The organism is Massilia solisilvae (assembly GCF_024753215.1).
In the GTDB taxonomy this organism is placed as follows: domain Bacteria; phylum Pseudomonadota; class Gammaproteobacteria; order Burkholderiales; family Burkholderiaceae_D; genus Telluria; species Telluria solisilvae.
Genome location: NZ_JANUGV010000007.1, coordinates 115,332 through 134,705 on the forward strand (window position 1 = coordinate 115,332; position 19,374 = coordinate 134,705).

A 19,374-nucleotide genomic window follows, 5' to 3' on the forward strand; every position below is an offset into this window, starting at 1 on the left:
GCAATGAGCATCCAGACCGACAACTTCACCGAGCAGCGCGTGATCGACGCGGCGCCCGCCTCGCCCAATGAGGAGGCGATCGAGCGCGCCTTGCGGCCCAAGCAGCTCGACGAATACGTCGGCCAGCAAAAGATCCGCGACCAGCTCGAAATCTTCATCCACGCCGCCCGCAAGCGGCGCGAGGCGCTCGACCACACGCTGCTGTTCGGCCCGCCGGGCCTGGGCAAGACCACGCTGGCCCACATCATCGCGCGCGAGATGGGCGTGAACCTGCGCCAGACTTCCGGCCCGGTGCTGGAACGCCCCGGCGACCTGGCCGCCATCCTGACCAACCTCGAGCCGAACGACGTTCTGTTCATCGACGAGATCCACCGCCTGTCGCCGGTGGTCGAGGAGATCCTGTACCCGGCGCTGGAGGACTACCAGATCGACATCATGATCGGCGAGGGGCCGGCCGCGCGCTCGGTGAAGCTCGACCTGCAGCCGTTCACGCTGGTGGGCGCGACCACGCGCGCCGGCATGCTGACCAATCCGCTGCGCGACCGCTTCGGCATCGTCGCGCGGCTGGAGTTCTACAACGTCGATGAGCTGAGCAAGATCGTCACCCGCAGCGCCGCGCTGCTGGAAGCGCCGATCATTGATGACGGCGCGCGCGAAGTGGCCAAGCGTGCGCGCGGCACGCCGCGTATCGCCAATCGCCTGCTGCGCCGCGTGCGCGACTACGCGGAAGTGAAGGGCAACGGCGAGATCACCAAAGACATGGCCGACGCCGCGCTGCGCATGCTGGACGTGGACTCCGTCGGCTTTGACGTGATGGACCGCAAGCTGCTGGAAGCGGTGCTGTTCAAGTTCGGCGGTGGGCCGGTCGGCATTGGCAACCTGGCCGCGGCCATTGGCGAAGCGGCGGACACGATCGAGGACGTGCTCGAGCCGTATCTCATCCAGCAAGGCTACCTGCAGCGCACCCCGCGCGGGCGCGTTGCGACGCCGGCGGCCTACCAGCACTTCGGCGTGGCCGCGCCGCGCATCAGTCCCACGGGCGATCTGTGGGATAACCTGCCCTGAACTACGTCGGTGGGAACCAAACGCAAAGGGTAAATGGATGGGCAAGAACCGACTCGAAGCCTTCAGCGACGGCGTCATTGCCATCCTCATCACGATCCTGGTGCTGGAATTGAAGATCCCGCATGGCGCGGACCTGGCCGCGCTTGCGCCGCTGTGGCCGGTCTTCCTGAGCTACGTTCTCAGCTTCATCTATCTCGGTATCTACTGGAACAACCACCATCACTTGATGCACGCGGTTCGCGAAATTGGCGGCGGCGTGCTGTGGGCAAACCTGCACTTGCTGTTCTGCCTCTCGCTCATTCCCTTCGTAACCGCATGGATGGGCGAAAACCACTTTGCCACGATCCCAGTCGCCGCCTACGGCATCGTGCTGTTCATGTGCGCAATGGCGTACAGCCTGCTGGTGCGCTGCCAGATTCGCTACCACGGCGGAAACCGGGAGCTCGCAGCGGCGATCGGCACCGATGCCAAGGGTTGGGCCTCGATTGTGCTTTACCTTGCCGGCGTTGCGCTGTCCTTCGTCCAGCCCTGGCTTGGCTTTGCAGTCTATATCGGCGTTGCCCTGATGTGGCTGATCCCCGACCGCCGGATCGAAAAACGCCTCGCACACGAATAGCTTGGCGGCGCTCGCGTCCGTCCATGCTCGGTACCGCCCGGTCCCGGCAACTCTGCCAATAATCGTGTCTTCGGGTTACTTCCCTGTGCTAAGATAAGCTTGCCCTAATGCAATATTTCTGACATTTCTGGAAAGGATCAAGCTTGAAACCGTTCACCATCGTGCTCGCGAGCGCGCTTGCGCTCACTTCGGCCCAGTCTGCGTTTGCCGACGTGCCGGTTGCCACCTCGGGGGCGCCGATCAATGTCGGCGCCGAGGGCATCAAGAAAACGGTTCAGGCCAAGAACTGGAAGGTGAACCTGGACTCGCCGAACAAGATCGGCACGGTGACCCGGGGGGTTTTCTGCACTGGCGCGACTGACTTCGCCTATACCGCCACCTATGATCGCTATTTTGCCGGTCAAGTGGGCAAGGTGTTCCGGGAGAAGTCGCTTGCGCTCGGTTACCCCAAGTTTGGCGGCAGCGACTCCGCTTTTGCCGACGCTTCCAATTCCAGCGCCGACTTCCGCCTCGGCTTCTCGCTGATGGACATAAGCCAGAATATCTGCATCAGCGGCACCGAAGCCAGCGGCAGTGGCAAGGTCACCCTGCGGGCGGAGTTGTTCTCGAACAAGCTGCAGAAGGTGATTTACTCGCGCACCATCGAAGGCGCGTTTTCGTCCGAGAACAAGATCAAGTTAGATGCATTTGTCGATACGATGATCGGCAACGCGCTGGATGCCATGTTCGCTGACCAGAAGTATGTCAACAGCTTCCGCGACAATGCCGTTGTGGTGTCCGACGCCCCGACCGACCTGATCCAGGTGAAGAACGGTGCCCGGCCCAGCGAGAAGGTGACCAAGGATTCCAAGGGCATCCTCAGCGCGGTGGTGACCATTGTGACCGCCAGCGGCAGTGGTACCGGTTTTTACATCGGCCGCGACGGTTACGTGATCACCAATCACCACGTGGTGGGCGACTCCAAGTACGTGAAGGTGAAACTGGCGAATGGTTATGCCGTGCCGGGCGAAGTCGTGCGCAAGAACGCGGCGCGCGATGTCGCCCTGATCAAGACCGACCTCGAGCCGCCGACGGCGCTGTTTATCCGCACGACGGCCACGAAGGTGGGGGAGGAAGTGTTTGCCGTGGGCTCGCCGTTCGGGGAGCAGCTGAGCAACACCGTCACGCGCGGCATCCTGAGCGGCGAACGTACGATGAACGACCAGAAGTTCATCCAGAGCGATGTCGCGATCAACCCCGGCAACAGCGGCGGGCCGTTGGTGGACGCCGACGGCGGGCTCATCGCCGTCGCCGACCTGAAGCGCAAGGACGCCAGCGGTATCGGCCTGTTCATCCCGATCAGCGAAGTGCTGGAGAAACTCGGGCTGAGCATCCAGTAAGGCTGACGGTCGGCGTTCCCCTGGCGCTGGCCGTGGCGCATGACAGTTGTCATGCCAAAGTCATGGCACCTGCCTCTGCCGCCTTCTCGTTGTGTTCGCGATACTGATCGCATCGAACACAACGAGAGGGAAACATGACCAAGACTGCTTTGAAAGCGCTGGCGCTCGCCGCCGGCATCACCTGCGCCGCCGCCCAGGCTTCGACCACTCTGGTGCAGGACGCGCGCGTCTTCGATGGCAAGTTCGCGCACGAGCACCGATCGGTGCTGGTGGTCGATGGCGTCATCGCCGACGCCGATTACCACGGCGCTGCCCCCGCCGGCGCCCGCATCGTGAGCGGCAAGGGACGCACGCTGCTGCCCGGCCTGATCGACTCGCACGTGCACGCCTACCGCCACTTCGAGCTGCCGCTCCTGTTTGGCGTCACCACCGAAGTGGACATGTTCACCTCCGTCCAGGCCATGCAGCAGACCACGAAGGCGATGGCGGCGGGGACCAACCGCGACAAGGCCGACTTCTTCTCTGCCGGGACGCTGGTCACGGCGCCCGGCGGCCACGGCACCGAATACGGCTTTCAGATCCCGACGCTCGCCAACGGCGCAAACGCGCAGGCTTTTGTGGACGCGCGCATCGCCGAGGGCTCGCACTTCATCAAGGTCGTGATGGAGGATGGCTACGGAGAGCACAAGTTCAACAGCCTGGACCGCGCAACCGTCAAGGCCGTCATCGACGCTGCTCACCGCCGCGGCAAGCTGGCCGTCGTCCATATCAGCACGCTGGCCAATGCACGCGCCGCTCTGGAAGCGGGCGCCGACGGCCTCGCGCACCTTTTCCCCGGCAAGTCGATCAGCGCAGAAGATGTCGACAGCCTCGCCCAGCTCGCGCAGGCCAAGGGTGCGTTCGTGATCCCGACCTTCACGGTCCTGGAGAGCATCGCGGGCCTCAAACCGCGGGACGTGATGGACGAGCCCTCGTTCGCGGGCCTGCTGAACAAGGAACAGCGCGCCACGCTCGAGGAGGGTTATCGCAACGTGCCGGTGCCGCAGCTGATGACCGCGCCCAAGATGGTTACGGCCGCGTTGCGCAAGGCCGGCGTGCCAGTCCTGGCCGGCACCGACGCCGGCAATCCGGGCACGCAGTACGGCATCAGCCTGCACCACGAGATGGCCGCGCTGGTGGATGCCGGCCTGACGCCGCGTGAAGCATTGGTGGCGGCAACCAGCGGCCCGGCCTCCGCATTCAAGCTGGGCAAGCGCGGCCAGGTCGCCAACGGCTACAAGGCCGACCTGGTGCTGGTCGAGGGCGACCCGCTCACCGATATCGGCGCTACACGCCACATTGTCGAGGTGTGGAAGGACGGCGAAAGCACGACGGCATTGCGCGACCAGCAGCGCGCGCATGTCGCGCAGGAGCAGCAGGCACGGGGCACGCCGCTGGCGCTGCCGGCCGATGGGCGCATCAGCCTTGTGCGCGACGGTAAACTGGCCAGCCCCTTCGGCGTCGGCTGGATGCCTTCGGAGGACCGCATGATGGGCGGCCGCTCCAGCGTCAAGCTGGCCACGTCCGAATCGAATGGGGGCGCGCTCATCGCAGTCGATGCCAAGGTCGAGCCGGGCTTCGCGTTCCCGTGGGCCGGAGCCGGGTTCATGCCGGGTGCGCAGCCGATGCGGCCTGCGAACCTGTCCGGCGCGAACGCGATCGCATTTCGCGTGCGCGGCGACGGCCAGCGCTACCAGCTGACGATGCTGTGGCAAGGCGCGAGCATTCCACGCGGCGTGCCGTTCGAGGCTGGCAGCGAGTGGACCGATGTGACCATCCCGTTCAGCCGCTTCGACGGCATCGATCCGGCGGCGCTGCTCATGATAGGATTCAACGCCGGTCCCAAGCCGGGCAGCTATCACTTCGAAATCGCCGACGTGCGCCTGGTCCGCCAATGACCCGCAACGGCAAGAACAACGATAAGCACAATGAACACCATACAGCGTATCCTCAAGGGGCCGTGGATTCCGCCCGAGTTCGGCAAGATGCCGTACATGTGGCTCTTCTCCCTGTGTTTCGTCTGGTGGAAGTACCTGTACGTCGTGCCAGACAGGACGGAGGTGCTGCTGATTGCACTGACCACGCTGCTGTTCTTGCCAATCTATTTGCATAGCTTCTGGGTTGAACGGGAACGCGCGCTCTTGTATGTGGCGCTTGCCAGCGCGCTGGCCACGATCTGGGCTTTCTACAACTTCTCGAACCTCTTCATCTTTGCCGGCGCCATGTGCGCGCGTGTGCAGCCGCAGCGCAGGGCATACCAGACGCTGGCAGCGGTGATGGCGGTTGCGGTGGCCGCCGGGCTGTTGCTGGCACGGGAGCGCCTGTTCTACTTCATGCCGTTGCTGGTCGTTGGTCTGCCGGTCGGCATTGCGGCGATCTCGGAAGCCAGCTTGCGGCGCACCCGCCAGGCGCTGTTGCGCAAGCAGGAAGAGGTCGAGCACCTGGCCCGCATCGCCGAGCGCGAGCGCATCTCGCGCGATCTGCACGACCTGCTTGGCCATTCGCTGTCGATGATCGCGTTGAAAGCGGAATTGGCGGGCAAGCTGGCCGAGCGCGACGTGGCGGCCTGCCGCAGCGAGATCCATGATATCGAGACCGCTGCGCGCAAGGCGCTGTCCGAGGTGCGCGCGGCGGTGACCGGCTACCGCCAGAGCGGACTGGCCAGCGCGCTGGCGAGCGCCCGTGCCAGCCTGGCTGCGGCCAACGTCGAACTGCATGAAGAGGTGCAGCGCCTGGCGCTGCCCCCGGCGAAGGAGCACGTGCTGGCGCTGGCCCTGCGCGAAGCGGTCACGAATGTGGTGCGGCACGCCCAGGCGAACCGCTGCCGGCTGGCGCTGGCGGAAGAAGACGGCATGGCAGTGCTGCGCGTGGCCGACGACGGCGCGCGCGTGCGGGAGGCCACGGACCTCAAGCGCGGCAATGGCCTGACGGGCATGCACGAGCGCGCGGCGGCTGCCGGCGGTTCGCTGTCGATTACCGCCGGTCCGGGCACCACGCTCGAACTGCGCCTGCCTTTGGGAGAACCTGCATGATCCGAGTACTGATTGCCGAAGACCAGACGCTGGTGCTGGGCGCGCTGGCCGCGCTGCTCAAGCTGGAATCGGACATCGACGTGGTCGGCACCGCCAGCAACGGCAAGGACGCGCTGGCGCTGTGCCGCCAGCTGCTTCCGGACATTGTGTTGACCGACGTGGAAATGCCGCAGATGACGGGCCTGGAGCTGGCCATCCAGCTGGCCGACGAAGGGTTCGCGAGCAAGGTCATGATCCTGACCACGTTTGCCCGCAGCGGTTACCTGCGCCGCGCGATGGCCGCCGGGGTGCGCGGCTACCTGCTCAAGGACGCGCCGGCCGACACGCTCGCCGCCGCGATTCGTCAAGTGCAGGCCGGCGGCCGCGCCATTGCGCCCGAGCTGGCGCTGGAGAGCTGGAACGCGGGCCAGGACCCGCTGTCGGACCGCGAGCGCCAGGTGCTGCGGCTGGCGGGTGAGGGCAAGACCAGCGGCGAAATCGCGAAACAGGTGCACCTGTCCGAGGGCACCGTGCGCAACTACCTGTCCGAGGCCATCAGCAAGCTCAATGCAGGCAACCGCATCGAAGCCTACCGCATGGCGCGCGACGCCGGCTGGCTCTAGGCGGGAACGACTGTGGCTGGCGCGCTGCTGCGCCTGACGCGGCACCGGCAGACCACGCCCCAGCCCCGCCGACCAGGCTCGCCGTGTACCGCACCGGCCTGCTGTCACGAACTTCGCTGTTGCAGGCCGGGGCGCTCATGCTCTACTGCTCCCGGACCCAGGTCTGGGTGCGGCCCAGCAGCGGGGTGCCGATGTAGCCGCGCATGTCGAGCTTCTTGCCGCCGTCCTTGAGGGTGATCTTGGCCTTGTAGGTCTTGCCGTTCTTGGGGTCGAGCACGGTGCCGCCGCTCCAGACGTCATCGTCCTTCTTCAGGCCGTTCAGGATGGTCATGCCGACGATCGGCTGATCCTTCAGCGCGCCTTCGCACTTGTCGCACTTGGGGTTCTGGTCTTCGCTCGGCTCGCGGAACAGCTTTTCGATCTTGCCCGAGAGCTCACCGTTGTTCTCGGTGATGCGCACCAGCGATTTGGCTTTGCCGGTTTCGTCGTCGATGGTCTTCCATACGCCGACCGGGGAATTCGATTGCGCCCATGCCGACGGCATGGCGAGTACGGCCGCGATCAAACCTGCTTGAACGAGGGTTCGCATTGGATGTCTCCTGTTTTGGTTTTAGTGACAACCAGTGTAGCAAACAGTTCAGCAGACTTGATTGAGTGTGTGCAGAATTTAGAGGAAAGTCTCAGAAAGTTACGCTGACCAAACAACACCCGCACCCACAAAACGTCGTCCCCGCGGAGGCGGGGACCCATAGACAGCGCGCGGAACTGGCAAGCTCTGAGCAGCCGTGATGCAAGCGCAGCATGGGTCCCCGCCTGCGCGGGGACGACGGGTTGAGGCTGGTTGTGTTGCTTTACGCTGCCGGCAGCTTGGCAAACTGCTCGCGCATCTTCTCGAGGGTGGCCGAGAAGTTGGCCAGGCGCTCTTTCTCCTGGGCCACAACGGCTGCCGGCGCGCGGGCCACGAAGCTTTCGTTACCCAGCTTGCCGTTGCACTTGGCGATCTCGCCCTCGATGCGCGCGATCTCCTTGGACAGGCGCTCGCGCTCGGCGGCAACGTCGATCTCGACCTTGAGCATCAGCTTGGTGGTGCCGACGATCGACACGGCGGCGGGCGACTCCGGCAGCGCGTCCACGATCTGCACTTCCGACAGCTTGCCCAGCGACTGCACGTACGGCGCAAAGCCTTCCATGCGCGCCTTGTCGTCCACATTGCCCGGCTCGACGATCAGCGGCACGCGCAGCGACGGCGCCAGCTGCATTTCGCCGCGCAGGTTGCGGGTCGCGTCGGTCAGCGCCTTGAGCTGCGCCATCCACTGCTCGGCGTTCTCGTCGATGGCCGAGGCGTCGGCAACCGGGTAGGGCTGCAGCATGATCGTCTCGCCGGATTTGCCGGCCAGCGGCGCGATCGCCTGCCACAGTGCTTCGGTGACGAACGGGATCACCGGGTGCGCCATGCGTAGCACCACCTCGAGCACGCGCAGCAGGGTGTGGCGGGTGGCGCGTTGCTGGCTTTCCGTGCCTTGCTGCACCTGGACCTTGGCCACTTCCAGGTACCAGTCGCAGTACTCGTCCCACACGAACTTGTAGATCGCGGAGGCGATGTTATCGAAGCGGTAGTCGTCAAAGCCCTTGGCCACTTCCTGCTCGGTCCGGTTGAGCAGCGAGATGATCCAGCGGTCGGCGGCGGACAGGTCTTCCGGATTCGGCTTGCCGCAGTCCTTGCCCTCCGTGTTCATCATCACGAAGCGGGTCGCGTTCCACAGCTTGTTGCAGAAGTTGCGGTAGCCTTCGCAGCGGCCCAGGTCGAAGTTGATGTTGCGGCCCAGCGAAGCATAGCTCGCCATCGTGAAGCGTACGGCGTCGGTGCCGAACGCCGGAATGCCCTCCGGGTACTCCTTGCGGGTGGCTTTGGCGATCTTGTCGGCGTCCTTCGGGTTCATCAGGCCGGTGGTGCGCTTGGTGACCAGCGATTCCACGTCGATGCCGTCGATCAGGTCGATCGGGTCGAGCGTGTTGCCCTTCGATTTGGACATCTTCTGGCCGCTCGAATCGCGCACCAGGCCGTGCACGTACACGGTCTCGAACGGCACCTTGCCGGTGAAGTGCGCGGTCATCATGACCATGCGCGCAACCCAGAAGAAGATGATGTCAAAGCCGGTCACCAGCACCGACGACGGCAGGAACGCGCGCAGGTCGGGCGTGTCTTGCGGCCAGCCGAGGGTGGAGAACGGCACCAGCGCCGACGAGAACCAGGTGTCGAGCACGTCCTCGTCGCGGTGCAGCGGGCCGAATTCGCCGGCCGCTTCCGCCTTGGCACGGGCTTCCTCGTCGCTGCGGGCAACGTACACGTGGCCCTTCTCGTCGTACCACGCCGGGATGCGGTGGCCCCACCACAGCTGGCGCGAGATGCACCAGTCCTGGATGTTGCCCAGCCACTGGTTGTAGGTGGTGGTCCAGTTTTCGGGCACGAACTTGATCTCGCCGCTGGCTACTTTTTCCAGCGCCACGTCGGTGATCGACTTGCCCGGATTGAAGGTGCCTTCCGGCGCCGGCTTGGACATCGCCACGAACCACTGGTCGGTCAGCATCGGCTCGATGATGACGTTGGTGCGGTCGCCGCGCGGCACCATCAGCTTGTGCGGCTTGACCTGCTCCAGGAAGCCCTGCGCTTCCAGGTCGGCCACGATCTGCTTGCGCGCGGCAAAGCGGTCCAGGCCGCGGTACTGTTCCGGCGCGTTGTCGTTGATCTTCGCGTCCAGCGTGAACACGTTGATCATCGGCAGATTGTGGCGCTGGCCCAGCGCGTAGTCGTTAAAGTCGTGCGCCGGCGTGATCTTCACGCAGCCGGTACCGAATTCCTTGTCCACGTACGAGTCGGCCACGATCGGCACTTCGCGGCCGGTCAGCGGCAGCCTGATCATCTTGCCGTGCAGCGGCTGATAACGCTCGTCGGTCGGGTCCACCGCCACGGCCACGTCACCGAGCATCGTTTCAGGACGGGTGGTGGCCACGGTGATCGAGCCGCTGCCATCGGCCAGCGGGTAGCGGATGTACCACATCGAGCCGTCTTCTTCTTCCGACACCACTTCCAGGTCGGAGACGGCGGTGCCCAGTTTCGGGTCCCAGTTCACCAGGCGCTTGCCGCGGTAGATCAGGCCTTGCTCGTACAGGCGCACGAACACTTCCGCCACCACTTCCGAGCGCGTTTCATCCATCGTGAAGTATTCGCGGCTCCAGTCGGCAGATGCCCCAAGGCGGCGCATCTGGCCGGTGATGGTGTTGCCGGACTTTTCCTTCCACTCCCAGACGCGCTTGACGAATTCCTCGCGGCCCAGGTCGTGGCGCGAGATCTTTTGTGCGTCGAGCTGGCGCTCCACCACGATCTGGGTGGCGATACCGGCGTGGTCGGTGCCCGGGATCCAGGCCGTGTTATGGCCGCGCATGCGGTAGTAGCGGGTCAGGCCATCCATGATGGTCTGGTTGAACGCGTGGCCCATGTGCAGGGTGCCCGTCACGTTCGGTGGCGGCAGCTGGATGCTGAACGAAGGCTTGGACGGATCGGTGGTGCCGGTGAAGTAACCGCGCTTTTCCCACTCGCTGCGCCAGAACTGTTCAATGTCGGCTGGCTCGAAAGACTTGGCTAATTCCATGGTGGTGGCGTCTAAATTTGGCGAAAAGAACCATTATAGATGACCGGCCGGAAGGTCGGTTGCCTGCGTGGTCCCCTTGCCTGGCCTGCGGTTGAGCTGGGGCAGCGATATCGCACGGGTTTCGGCGGGGATGCTCGCCACCCGCATGGCCGGGCACATTGGCAGCGTCAACGCTCGCTTGATCCCACATGATCTGGTCGTGCTCGCGCAGCTGTCGGAGGACTGCCTCGTGGATGCGCTGCCTCTGGACGATCCAGCACCGGCCGTCGCGACGAATCCATCGGTGTTTGTCACAACAAGACAAGGCTGCACGTCTTGTAAAGAGCGGCGGGCAGGTCTGCCAGCCACACGACCAATCACCTCACGAAAGGAAGTACGAACAATGAATCGCGCAAACTGGTTTCAAGTCTCGCAGGAAGGCGCCAAGGCGCTGGGAGCGCTGCACCACTACGCAACGACGGGGACAGGTCTGGAACCCGAGCTCATTCACCTTGTCTTTCTCAGGGTTTCGCAATTAAATGGTTGCGCACACTGTATCGACGTCCACACCCGCGATCTCATCAAACACGGGATGTCTATTGACAAGATTGTACTGGTGCCGGTGTGGGAAGAGGTCGAGTATTTGTTTTCGGACCAGGAGCGTGCGGCCCTCGCATGGACGGAAGAGGTAACACGAGTGAGCGAAACTCATGCTTCGGATGAGGCATACTCGGCGGCATCAACCGCATTTGGCGAAAAGGCCCTGGTCGAACTGACCATCGTGATCGCCGCCATGAATGCGATCAATCGCATGGGTATTAGCTTCCGTTTGAAACCACGTGCTAGAGCTTGAAGAGTTCCGGCGGGGAGCATCCTCGCGCGCTTTGGGTGTTGAATTGGGTAGCGCAGTAACACGTCCTGGCCCTTGATGATTCGGATGCCCGATGACGACACAGTCCGGCGTCGAATCAGGCGTCAGCAGGGAGTCGCGCAGTCAGCGGTGCTCCCGTCAACTGGAAGCCCTTGTTGGGCAGCTTGAGCGAAATTGCCGCAGCAAGCAGCAGCAGCACGCCAGCCGCGCCGAACGCAACCCAGTGCGAGCCGAAACGCTCGTAGCCCCAGCCGCCCAGCCACGAGCTGATCATCGCGCCAACCTGGTGCAGCAGGTAGGCGTAACCGTACAGCACGCCAACCAGGCGCACGCCGTACACGTCCGCGATGATGGCCGACGACGTCGCCACGCTGCCGGCCCACACCAGGCCGCCGATCGCGGCGGCCGCGTACAGCTCGAAGTGCGTTCCCACCAGCAGCAGCGCAAAGAAGCCGAGCCCGCGCACGAAGTAGATCGTCGCCAGGATGTTCTTGCGCGGCAGTTTGTCGGCCACGCGCCCCAACATCTGGGTGCCGAAAATGGCGACGATGCCGATCATGCCGATGCCAAAGGCGGCGGTGGTGGCATCAAAGCCGTGGTCCATCAGCATCGGAACACCGTGCGTGCCGAGCAGGTTCATGCTGAAGCCGCAGGCGAACAGGCCAGCCGACACCTTCCAGAACGGCGCGGTGCGCACCGCCTCGCCGAGCGTCAGGCTGGGCGCCGGCGCGGCCGTGGCAGCGGGCATGATTTGGCCCGGCAGCAGGTCGGTGTGCTCGGGGGCCTCGTCACGGATGATGAACAGGGCCGCGGGCACGGCGATCAGGGCAAACACGGCGGCAAAGGCCAGCAAGGTGTTCTGCCAGCCGATCATGCGGATGGCCAGCGAGAACAGCGGCGTGAGGATCGCAATGCCGGCCATCGAGCCGCTCGACACGAAAAACAGCGCCATGCCGCGCTGGCGCGTGAACCAGCGGCTGATCACCGGCGTCAACGCCACCTGGCTGGTGAAGGCCAGCCCGATGGACAGCAGAACCCCGAACGACAGCAGCAGGGTCAGCGGCGTGCGCGCGACGACCGTCCACAGCACCGAACCGACGACGATGGCGGTGCCGGCGAGCAGCACCGAGCGGGTGCTGTAGCGCCCGGCCAGGTAGCCGGCCAGCGGCATGCCCGCGCCATAGAACAGCATGCCGATGGCGATAATCGCCGACAGGTCGCTGCGGGAAAAGCCGAGGCTGGTCGCCATCGGGATGAAGAACGGGCCAATGCCCAGGCGCAGGCCGACCGTGAGCAGGGTCAGCAGGGTGGCGGCGATCACAATGTTCCATCCGAAATACCAGCCACCGTTGGTCTTGTCAGTCACTTCAGGTCCCGTTCTGCAGTTCTCTTGGAGCTGAAGATTGTATGCGAACAATATTTGGCGCGCTTGCCACCAACAAAAAAAGGGCGTCCTGAGACGCCCTTGGTTCGCGATGCGAGACGTGCTTACTTGCCGCAGCCCAGCGACTTGATGCGGTCGTAGGCGGCCTTGGCTTGCACCAGGCCGTAGCCGTAGTGGACGTCGCGGCCGGCGGCGCCCAGGTCCAGCGCGCTGTTGTTCAGCGAGGTGCGGATCTGGCTGCCGGTGCAGGTCGGGAAGTAGCTCCACACCAGCGCGGCCACCGCGGACACGTGCGGGGTTGCCATCGAGGTGCCGTCGAAGTAGGCGTAGTTCGATGCCTTGACCGCCACGGTTGCACTCTGGCCCAGCTGCGCCTTCATCGCGGCGCCGTCGGTGTCCGACGCCGAGACCGACGGGATGCTGGTCACGGTACCGTTGAGCGTGCCCGAGAAGCTGCCGGCCGCGTTGTTGTAGATGATCGCGCCCACGCCGCCGCTGTTCTGGCAGTTGGTGACCTTGGTCGCGAAGTCCACGGTGCCGCGCTGGATCAGGCAGACCTTGCCGGAGACGGCGGTGTTGACCGTGTCGCCGATGCCGAAGTCAGCCAGCGGGGCGGTCGCGGTCTGTTGCGGCGAGCCGTCCATCGGGAACGACGAGCCGTAACTGGTCGTGCCGACCGACAGCGACGAATCCTCGCCGGTGCCCATCGGCACGGTCGACAGCACGGACACGCCCGGGCCGGAAATCTCGACGTCGTTGTTGTACTGCGAGAACGACGCGTAGGCCTTGTTCTCGTCCACCGCCGCCACCGACATCACGCTGCCGTAGCCGGCCGGGTAGGAGGTGGTGGCGTTGCCGCTGTTGCCGGCTGCGGCGATCGAGAGCACGCCCTTGGTCTGCAGGCTGTCGAAGGCGCGCTGTTCGGTGATGCTCTTGGAGCCGCCGCCGAGCGACATGGTGATGACGTTGGCGCCGGCCGAGCCGCACTTGTTGGCGGCGCTGGCCAGCGTGGACGAGTAGGTCCAGGCGCCGTTGGCGCCGAACACCTTCACGATATGCAGTTTGAGTGCCTTGTTCGGGTTCACGCCGACCACGCCCACGCCGCTCTGGTTCACCGCCGCGATGGTGCCGAACACGTGGGTGCCGTGGTGGGTCTCGTCGGTGTACCACCAGCCGGTGCCCGAGTCGTATTCGCCGGTCACGTTGCTGCCGTTGTCCTTCAGGTCTTCATGGCTGAAGTCCACGCCGGAGTCGATGATGCAGATCTTGCGGTTGCCGGCGTTGGTGTCCGGCAGCTGGTCGGCCTGCACCAGCTTGATGCCGTACGGGACCAGCTGGCCGCTCGCATACGGCGTGCCGGTCGACGGCGTGGTCAGCGCGAAGGGCTTGCGCACCACGTCTTCCTCGATGTATTCGACGTTCGGATTGTTGTCCAGGCCCTTGAGCGCGGTGGTCGGCACTTCGACCGCCATCGCGTTCATGCCGAAGATCTCGAGCTTGACGTTGCCGTGGGCGGCGGCAACGGCGGAGCGAATGCTGGCGGCGGCGCCAGGCTTGAAGGCAACGATGACACGGGTGGTGTCCGGCGCCGCGGCGGAAGCATTGCCGATCACGCCTGCGGCAAGCGCGGCCAGGCAAAGTCCCAGGGTTTTTGATGCGCGAGTGTCGTGTTTGGTCATTCTACTTTTCTCCGTATGTAAGCCTATCGTTATCGCCGCGGTTCTTTGCCCGCGTGCTCTTGTTGCAGCCGTTGCCGCATATGCATGCAACCGATCTAGTCTATTTGGAAAGGTTCTGGCTGCGCAATTGCAGGTTCAAGCGTGCGCGAGAACTGTTGTTATGTGGTGGGCCTGCACTGTTGAAACCGCTGAGTTCGGCAGGCGCGTGCTATATTTTTCGCGCGGCCGCGAGCAGGATGCACGGCGGGTGAGCGGCCTTGGCGGACACGCATTTGCGCGTGTTCGAAGCGCGGCTTTTCCTGGCTTGATATCATGGCAAACCCCAGCGGCAGTGTCCGCGTCTGAAGAGGAAGAACACATGAAAACCAAGGCAGCGATTGCGTGGAAGGCGGGCCAGCCGCTGACGATCGAGGAAGTGGACCTGGAAGGCCCGCGCGAGGGCGAAGTCCTCATCGAGGTCAAGGCCACCGGCATTTGCCACACCGATTACTACACCCTGTCCGGCGCCGACCCGGAAGGCATATTCCCCGCAATCCTGGGCCATGAGGGCGCCGGCGTGGTGGTGGACGTGGGCCCGAACGTGAAGAGCCTGCGCACCGGCGACCACGTGATCCCGCTGTACACGCCCGAGTGCCGCCAGTGCAAGTTCTGCCTGTCGCAAAAGACCAACCTGTGCCAGGCGATCCGCAGCACCCAGGGGCGCGGCCTGATGCCCGACGCGACCACGCGCTTCCACCTCGACGGCAAGCCGATCTTCCACTACATGGGCACGTCCACCTTCTCCAACTACATCGTGGTGCCGGAGATCGCGGTGGCCAAGATCCGTTCCGACGCGCCGTTCGACAAGGTGTGCTACATCGGTTGCGGCGTCACCACCGGCATCGGCGCGGTGATCTTCACTGCCAAGGTGGAGGCGGGCGCCAACGTGGTGGTGTTCGGCCTGGGCGGCATTGGCTTGAACGTGATCCAGGCGGCGCGCATGGTCGGCGCCGACAAGATCATCGGCGTGGACATCAACCCGGGGCGCGAAGAGATGGCGCGCAAGTTCGGCATGACGCACTTCGTCAACCCGCTCAAGGAAGAGAACGTGGTGGACACCATCGTTCAGCTCACCGACGGCGGCGCCGACTACAGCTTCGAGTGCATCGGCAACGTGCAGGTGATGCGCCAGGCGCTCGAGTGCTGCCACAAGGGCTGGGGCCAGTCGATCATCATCGGCGTGGCGGAGGCGGGCAAGGAAATCTCGACCCGTCCGTTCCAGCTCGTCACGGGACGCCAGTGGAAGGGCTCGGCCTTCGGCGGCGCGCGCGGGCGCACCGATGTGCCCAAGATCGTCGACTGGTACATGGAAGGCAAGATCAACATCGACGACCTGATCACCCACCACCTCACGCTCGACCAGATCAACAAGGGCTTCGACCTGATGAAGGCCGGCGAGTCGATCCGTTCGGTCGTGGTCTACTGACGCATCCATTCCCCGTCGTCCCGGCGCAGGCCGGGACCCATGCTGAGTTGGTGCGGCACGCGGCTCCGCTCCATTGAGCATGGGTACCGGCGTTCGCCGGTACGACGGTCCAGGCGCGCGTTTTTGTCGCCTGTTCCGCTTTTCCTGCAGCCTGTCGCACCCCGGTAGCACCCTCCCACGCATTTTCCTAGAGTTGTCATCGGCGGCATGCGCCCGCCAGCAAGTAGATAAAAAGTTCTAGACAAAATTATCTAGACCTTTTAATCTGGATTCCACAACAACGGAGACCACATGAACCAGCACCGCCTTGAGCAGAAAGGGCAGCGCCGATGAGCCGCTTGCTGTCCTCCATCGTTCCCAGCCTGGGCTGGGCGCTGCTCGACTTCGTGTGGCAGGGCATGCTGGTGGGCTGGATCGCCGCCTTGCTGCTGGCGCTGCTGCGCAAGGCATCCCCGCAGGCGCGCTACGCCGTGGCGTGCGTGGCGCTGCTGCTGTGTGCGGCGCTGCCGGTGGCCGGCACGCTGCAACGGGTGCTTGCCGCGCAGTCGGCCACGGCCAGCAGCTTGCCGCTTGCACTGGCGGACGCCGCCGTCCTGCATGCCGCCCCGGTGCTGGCCCTACCCGCCGGGCAGCTTGCGTCGTGGGAAGGCATGCTCCAGCAGCGGTTGCCGCTCGTGATCTTCTGCTGGGCTTGCGGCGCCGGCGTGCTGGCGCTGCGCATGCTGCTTGGCCTGGTGTGGGTGCGCAGGCTGTGCCGGCCCGGCCATTATCGGCGCGACCCGGCCTGGCAGGCGCGCCTGGACCGGCTGGCGCGCGCGATCGGCGTGGGCCGGCGCGTCACGCTTGGCCTGGTGGACGACCTGGCCAGCCCGGTGACGGCGGGCTGGTGGCGTCCGGTCGTGCTGGTGCCGGCATCGCTGGTGTCAGGCATGCCGCCCGAGTTGCTGGAAGCGCTGCTGGCGCATGAACTGGCGCATGTGCGCCGCCTTGATTACCTGGTCAACCTGATCCAGAGCGCGATCGAAATCCTGCTGTTCTACCACCCGGCCGTGTGGTGGCTGTCGAAGCGGATTCGTACCGAGCGCGAACAGATCGCAGACGATTTAGCCGCAAGCACGCTCGGCGAACCGCGGCGCCTGGCACTTGCACTGTCCGAGCTGGACCTGTTCCGGCTCACCACCCCGCAACTTGCCCATGCAGCACATGGAGGAAATCTTATGTCTCGCATCAAACGCCTGGTTCGCCCCGAGTCCGAACCGCTGAACTGGAAGCTGGCGCTGCCCATCCTGGGCCTGGCCGCGTGCGCCGCGCTCTACGCCCACACATCCACCGCGCTGGCAGCGTCGGACACGGCGCCCGCGGCGAAGGCGTTTAAGCGCCACGCCGGCCCCAGCAAGGATGGCGCGTATGCCCTGGTGCGCGATACCGACCGCGGCACCAACATGAACGGCGACAGCGTGGACTGGAGCGAAATCGAAGCGGTCAAGAAGAACATGCACGGCCAATTCCTGTGGTTCCGCGACGGCGGCCAGGCCTGGGTCGTGCAGGACCCGGACATCCTGGCACGCGCCAATGCGGCCTGGGCGCCGGTGGACCGGCTCGGCGAGCAAATGGACGTGTACGGCAGGCAGATGGACGAGCACAGCAAGAAGATGGAAGCGCTCGGCCGCGAGATGGAGCAGTCGGTTGCACGCGTCCAGCCCGACCAGCAAGCCACGCGCGAGTTCGAGCGAAAAATGAACGAAATGGGCGCCCGGATGGGAGATCTCGGCGCCAGGTTGGCGAGTACGGATGGTGCGGAGCGCGACCGTGTGTCACAGCAGATGCGTGAGCTCGGCAAGAAAATGGACGCCGAGGGCAAGCAGTTCCGCCAGCATGCGGAGAAACAGGACCAGCGCCAGGCGCACGCGGCCATGGACGACCTGGGCCGGCGCATGCGCGAGGCGAGCAAGCCGATGGATGAATTGGGCCACCAGATGGGCGCGCTCGGCAAGCAGATGGAGCAGGAGAGCAAGACCGCCGACCAGGTGGTGCGCCAGTTGATCCGTGAATCGCGCGAAAAAGGCCTGGCCCGGCCGGTGCCGCTTACCACGGCCAAGGGCTGAGTCCAGGTTGACGTGGCAGGCGCCCGGCGGCTGTCACGTTTCATTGATTCCACCGTGTAACAAATTGTCATCGAGCTATCGAACAGTCAGTTGATGGGTTATCATTGCCGGTTGGCAATCCAGTCCTCATACGAAAAACTGGGCTGCAACGGTTCTGAAAATTCATCTTAGGAAACTCATCATGATCAAGAAAATCCTCGCTGCCGCCGCCCTGGCGACCCTGGCTGCTTCGTCGCAAGCTGCCGGTCCGGGCACCACCTACGCCGGTGTTGACGTCGGCGCGACCCACATCAAGGGCGATTCCAACCAGGTCAGCTACGGCGCCTTCGTTGGCTACAATTTCAACCAGAATTTCGCCGGCGAGGTCGGCGTGCGCCGCCTCTGGTCCGACACCCAGGACTGGAACGAGGCTCGCATGGACCAGATCGCCGTGTCGGCCATCGGCAGCCTGCCGGTCAACGCCGCGACCAGCGTGTACGGCCGCGTGGGCTACAACCGCCTGAACGCCAAGGTCGAGATGGGCAAATACGGCAGCGTTTCCGACAATACCTCGGGTCTCCTGCTGGGCGTTGGCGTGAAGTATGACTTTGACAGCAACATCAGCGGCCGCGTCGAACTGCAGCGTCCGCACAGCGACGTGCTGAACCTGAGCGCAGGCATCTCGTACGCTTTCTAAGCTGCGACGATCGAAGCAAAGGGAAGGGGTGCTGCGGCGCCCCTTTTTTTGTTCCCGAGAGAATGTAAGAGTTTGTGACCGATTGTCTGGTTGCTCGATCCCTCTGGTAAATTTCACGTCAGCAACTAGTTAAATCGATAACGACTGGTTGCGACGATCGATTCTTACAACACAACTGAAAGAGGGTTTCATGATCAAGCAATTTATCGCAGCAACCATGTTGGCGGGCCTGGGGCTCAGCGCGGCGTCCTACGCCGCCGAGCCGGTGACCAATCCGTTCTACGCCGGCGTGGAGGCCGGGGTGACCAAGAACGATGATTATTCGAACACGCGCAGCAGCTACGGCGCCTACCTGGGTTACAACGTCAACCAGAACTTCGCGGTCGAAGCCGGAGCGCGCCGCCTGTCCAGTTATGATGACCCGTGGAGGTCCCTGCGCTCGGACCAGTATTCGCTGTCGGTCATCGGTTCGCTGCCGGTCAACGAAAAGCTGAGCGTGTTCGGCCGTGTTGGCGCCAGCCACATCGTGAACAAGGTCAGCTTCAAGGCCGTGGGCCAGCCGGGGGTTCCTGATTTCCAACTCCGTGACGAGGACACCCATCTGCTGCTGGGCGTGGGCGCAAGCTACAAACTGACCGAGAAGGTGTCGGCCCGACTTGAATTGCAGCGTCCGCAAAGCGGCGTCAAGAACCTCAGCGCAGGCGTGCATTACGCGTTCTGACGTCGAGGCGCCAACGTAGAAGGGCGGCGGCCGCAGGGCTGCCGCCCTTTTTGTTCGACGGCGCAGTCAATATTGCCGATCAAATAATTGTGTGGCAGCATACGCCCCATT

Annotated in this window: 15 protein-coding genes; 11 read left to right on the plus strand and 4 right to left on the minus strand. The window is 64.3% G+C overall.

Translation table 11 applies throughout. From position 1 onward, the window contains the following. The first annotated feature begins 3 nt into the window (after nt 1–3). From ruvB to NX773_RS20220, 6 genes are all read left to right on the plus strand, one after another. On the plus strand, nt 4–1,065 hold the full coding sequence (gene ruvB, locus NX773_RS20195; protein ID WP_258858074.1) for a Holliday junction branch migration DNA helicase RuvB: 1,062 nt from the start codon (nt 4–6) through the stop codon (nt 1,063–1,065). A 37-nt stretch (nt 1,066–1,102) separates the two neighbouring features. After that, complete coding sequence (locus NX773_RS20200) at nt 1,103–1,681, plus strand: TMEM175 family protein (RefSeq protein ID WP_258858075.1); 579 nt, start codon at nt 1,103–1,105, stop codon at nt 1,679–1,681. A 143-nt stretch (nt 1,682–1,824) separates the two neighbouring features. Next, a complete protein-coding gene (locus NX773_RS20205) occupies nt 1,825–3,060 on the plus strand; it encodes a S1C family serine protease (RefSeq protein ID WP_258858076.1) in 1,236 nt (411 codons plus the stop codon). Between the two features lie 134 nt (nt 3,061–3,194). Further along, a complete protein-coding gene (locus tag NX773_RS20210; RefSeq protein ID WP_258858077.1) occupies nt 3,195–4,997 on the plus strand; it encodes a CIA30 family protein in 1,803 nt (600 codons plus the stop codon). 30 nt (nt 4,998–5,027) lie between these two features. After that, complete coding sequence (locus tag NX773_RS20215) at nt 5,028–6,131, plus strand: sensor histidine kinase (protein WP_258858078.1); 1,104 nt, start codon at nt 5,028–5,030, stop codon at nt 6,129–6,131. Next, the gene (locus tag NX773_RS20220) at nt 6,128–6,733 is read left to right on the plus strand and encodes a response regulator transcription factor (protein ID WP_258858079.1); all 606 of its coding nucleotides are present in this window, start codon (nt 6,128–6,130) and stop codon (nt 6,731–6,733) included. Before NX773_RS20215 ends, NX773_RS20220 begins: the two co-directional genes overlap by 4 nt. Nucleotides 6,734–6,875: 142 nt before the next feature. On the opposite strand, the gene NX773_RS20225 is transcribed toward NX773_RS20220, so the two are convergent. Together NX773_RS20225 and NX773_RS20230 are read right to left on the minus strand one after the other, a co-directional pair. After that, nucleotides 6,876–7,322, minus strand: a complete 447-nt coding sequence (locus NX773_RS20225) for a DUF2147 domain-containing protein (protein WP_258858080.1) — start codon at nt 7,320–7,322, stop codon at nt 6,876–6,878. A gap of 262 nt (nt 7,323–7,584) precedes the next feature. Continuing rightward, complete coding sequence (locus tag NX773_RS20230; RefSeq protein ID WP_258858081.1) at nt 7,585–10,383, minus strand: valine--tRNA ligase; 2,799 nt, start codon at nt 10,381–10,383, stop codon at nt 7,585–7,587. Nucleotides 10,384–10,765: 382 nt separating this feature from the next. Here NX773_RS20230 and NX773_RS20235 point away from each other — a divergent pair, with 382 nt between their 5' ends. After that, complete coding sequence (locus NX773_RS20235) at nt 10,766–11,215, plus strand: carboxymuconolactone decarboxylase family protein (protein ID WP_258858201.1); 450 nt, start codon at nt 10,766–10,768, stop codon at nt 11,213–11,215. A 115-nt stretch (nt 11,216–11,330) separates the two neighbouring features. Here the strand turns inward: NX773_RS20235 and NX773_RS20240 are convergent, their stop codons facing one another. Together NX773_RS20240 and NX773_RS20245 are read right to left on the minus strand one after the other, a co-directional pair. Continuing rightward, a complete protein-coding gene (locus NX773_RS20240; protein WP_258858082.1) occupies nt 11,331–12,599 on the minus strand; it encodes an MFS transporter in 1,269 nt (422 codons plus the stop codon). A gap of 122 nt (nt 12,600–12,721) precedes the next feature. After that, the gene (locus NX773_RS20245; RefSeq protein ID WP_258858083.1) at nt 12,722–14,296 is read right to left on the minus strand and encodes a S8 family serine peptidase; all 1,575 of its coding nucleotides are present in this window, start codon (nt 14,294–14,296) and stop codon (nt 12,722–12,724) included. Between the two features lie 358 nt (nt 14,297–14,654). On the opposite strand from NX773_RS20245, the gene NX773_RS20250 reads away from it, so the two are divergent. The 4 genes from NX773_RS20250 (at nt 14,655) to NX773_RS20265 (ending at nt 19,263) form a co-directional block, all read left to right on the plus strand. Next, nucleotides 14,655–15,761 (plus strand): S-(hydroxymethyl)glutathione dehydrogenase/class III alcohol dehydrogenase, encoded by a 1,107-nt coding sequence (locus NX773_RS20250; RefSeq protein WP_258858084.1) that lies wholly within the window; start codon nt 14,655–14,657, stop codon nt 15,759–15,761. A gap of 329 nt (nt 15,762–16,090) precedes the next feature. Then, nucleotides 16,091–17,866, plus strand: a complete 1,776-nt coding sequence (locus NX773_RS20255; protein ID WP_258858085.1) for a M56 family metallopeptidase — start codon at nt 16,091–16,093, stop codon at nt 17,864–17,866. A 181-nt stretch (nt 17,867–18,047) separates the two neighbouring features. Then, nucleotides 18,048–18,542, plus strand: a complete 495-nt coding sequence (locus tag NX773_RS20260) for an outer membrane beta-barrel protein (protein WP_258858086.1) — start codon at nt 18,048–18,050, stop codon at nt 18,540–18,542. Between the two features lie 190 nt (nt 18,543–18,732). Continuing rightward, nucleotides 18,733–19,263 carry a porin family protein gene (locus tag NX773_RS20265; protein ID WP_258858087.1) on the plus strand — a complete coding sequence of 177 codons (531 nt, stop codon included), beginning with the start codon at nt 18,733–18,735 and terminating at the stop codon, nt 19,261–19,263. The last annotated feature ends 111 nt before the right edge of the window (nt 19,264–19,374 follow it).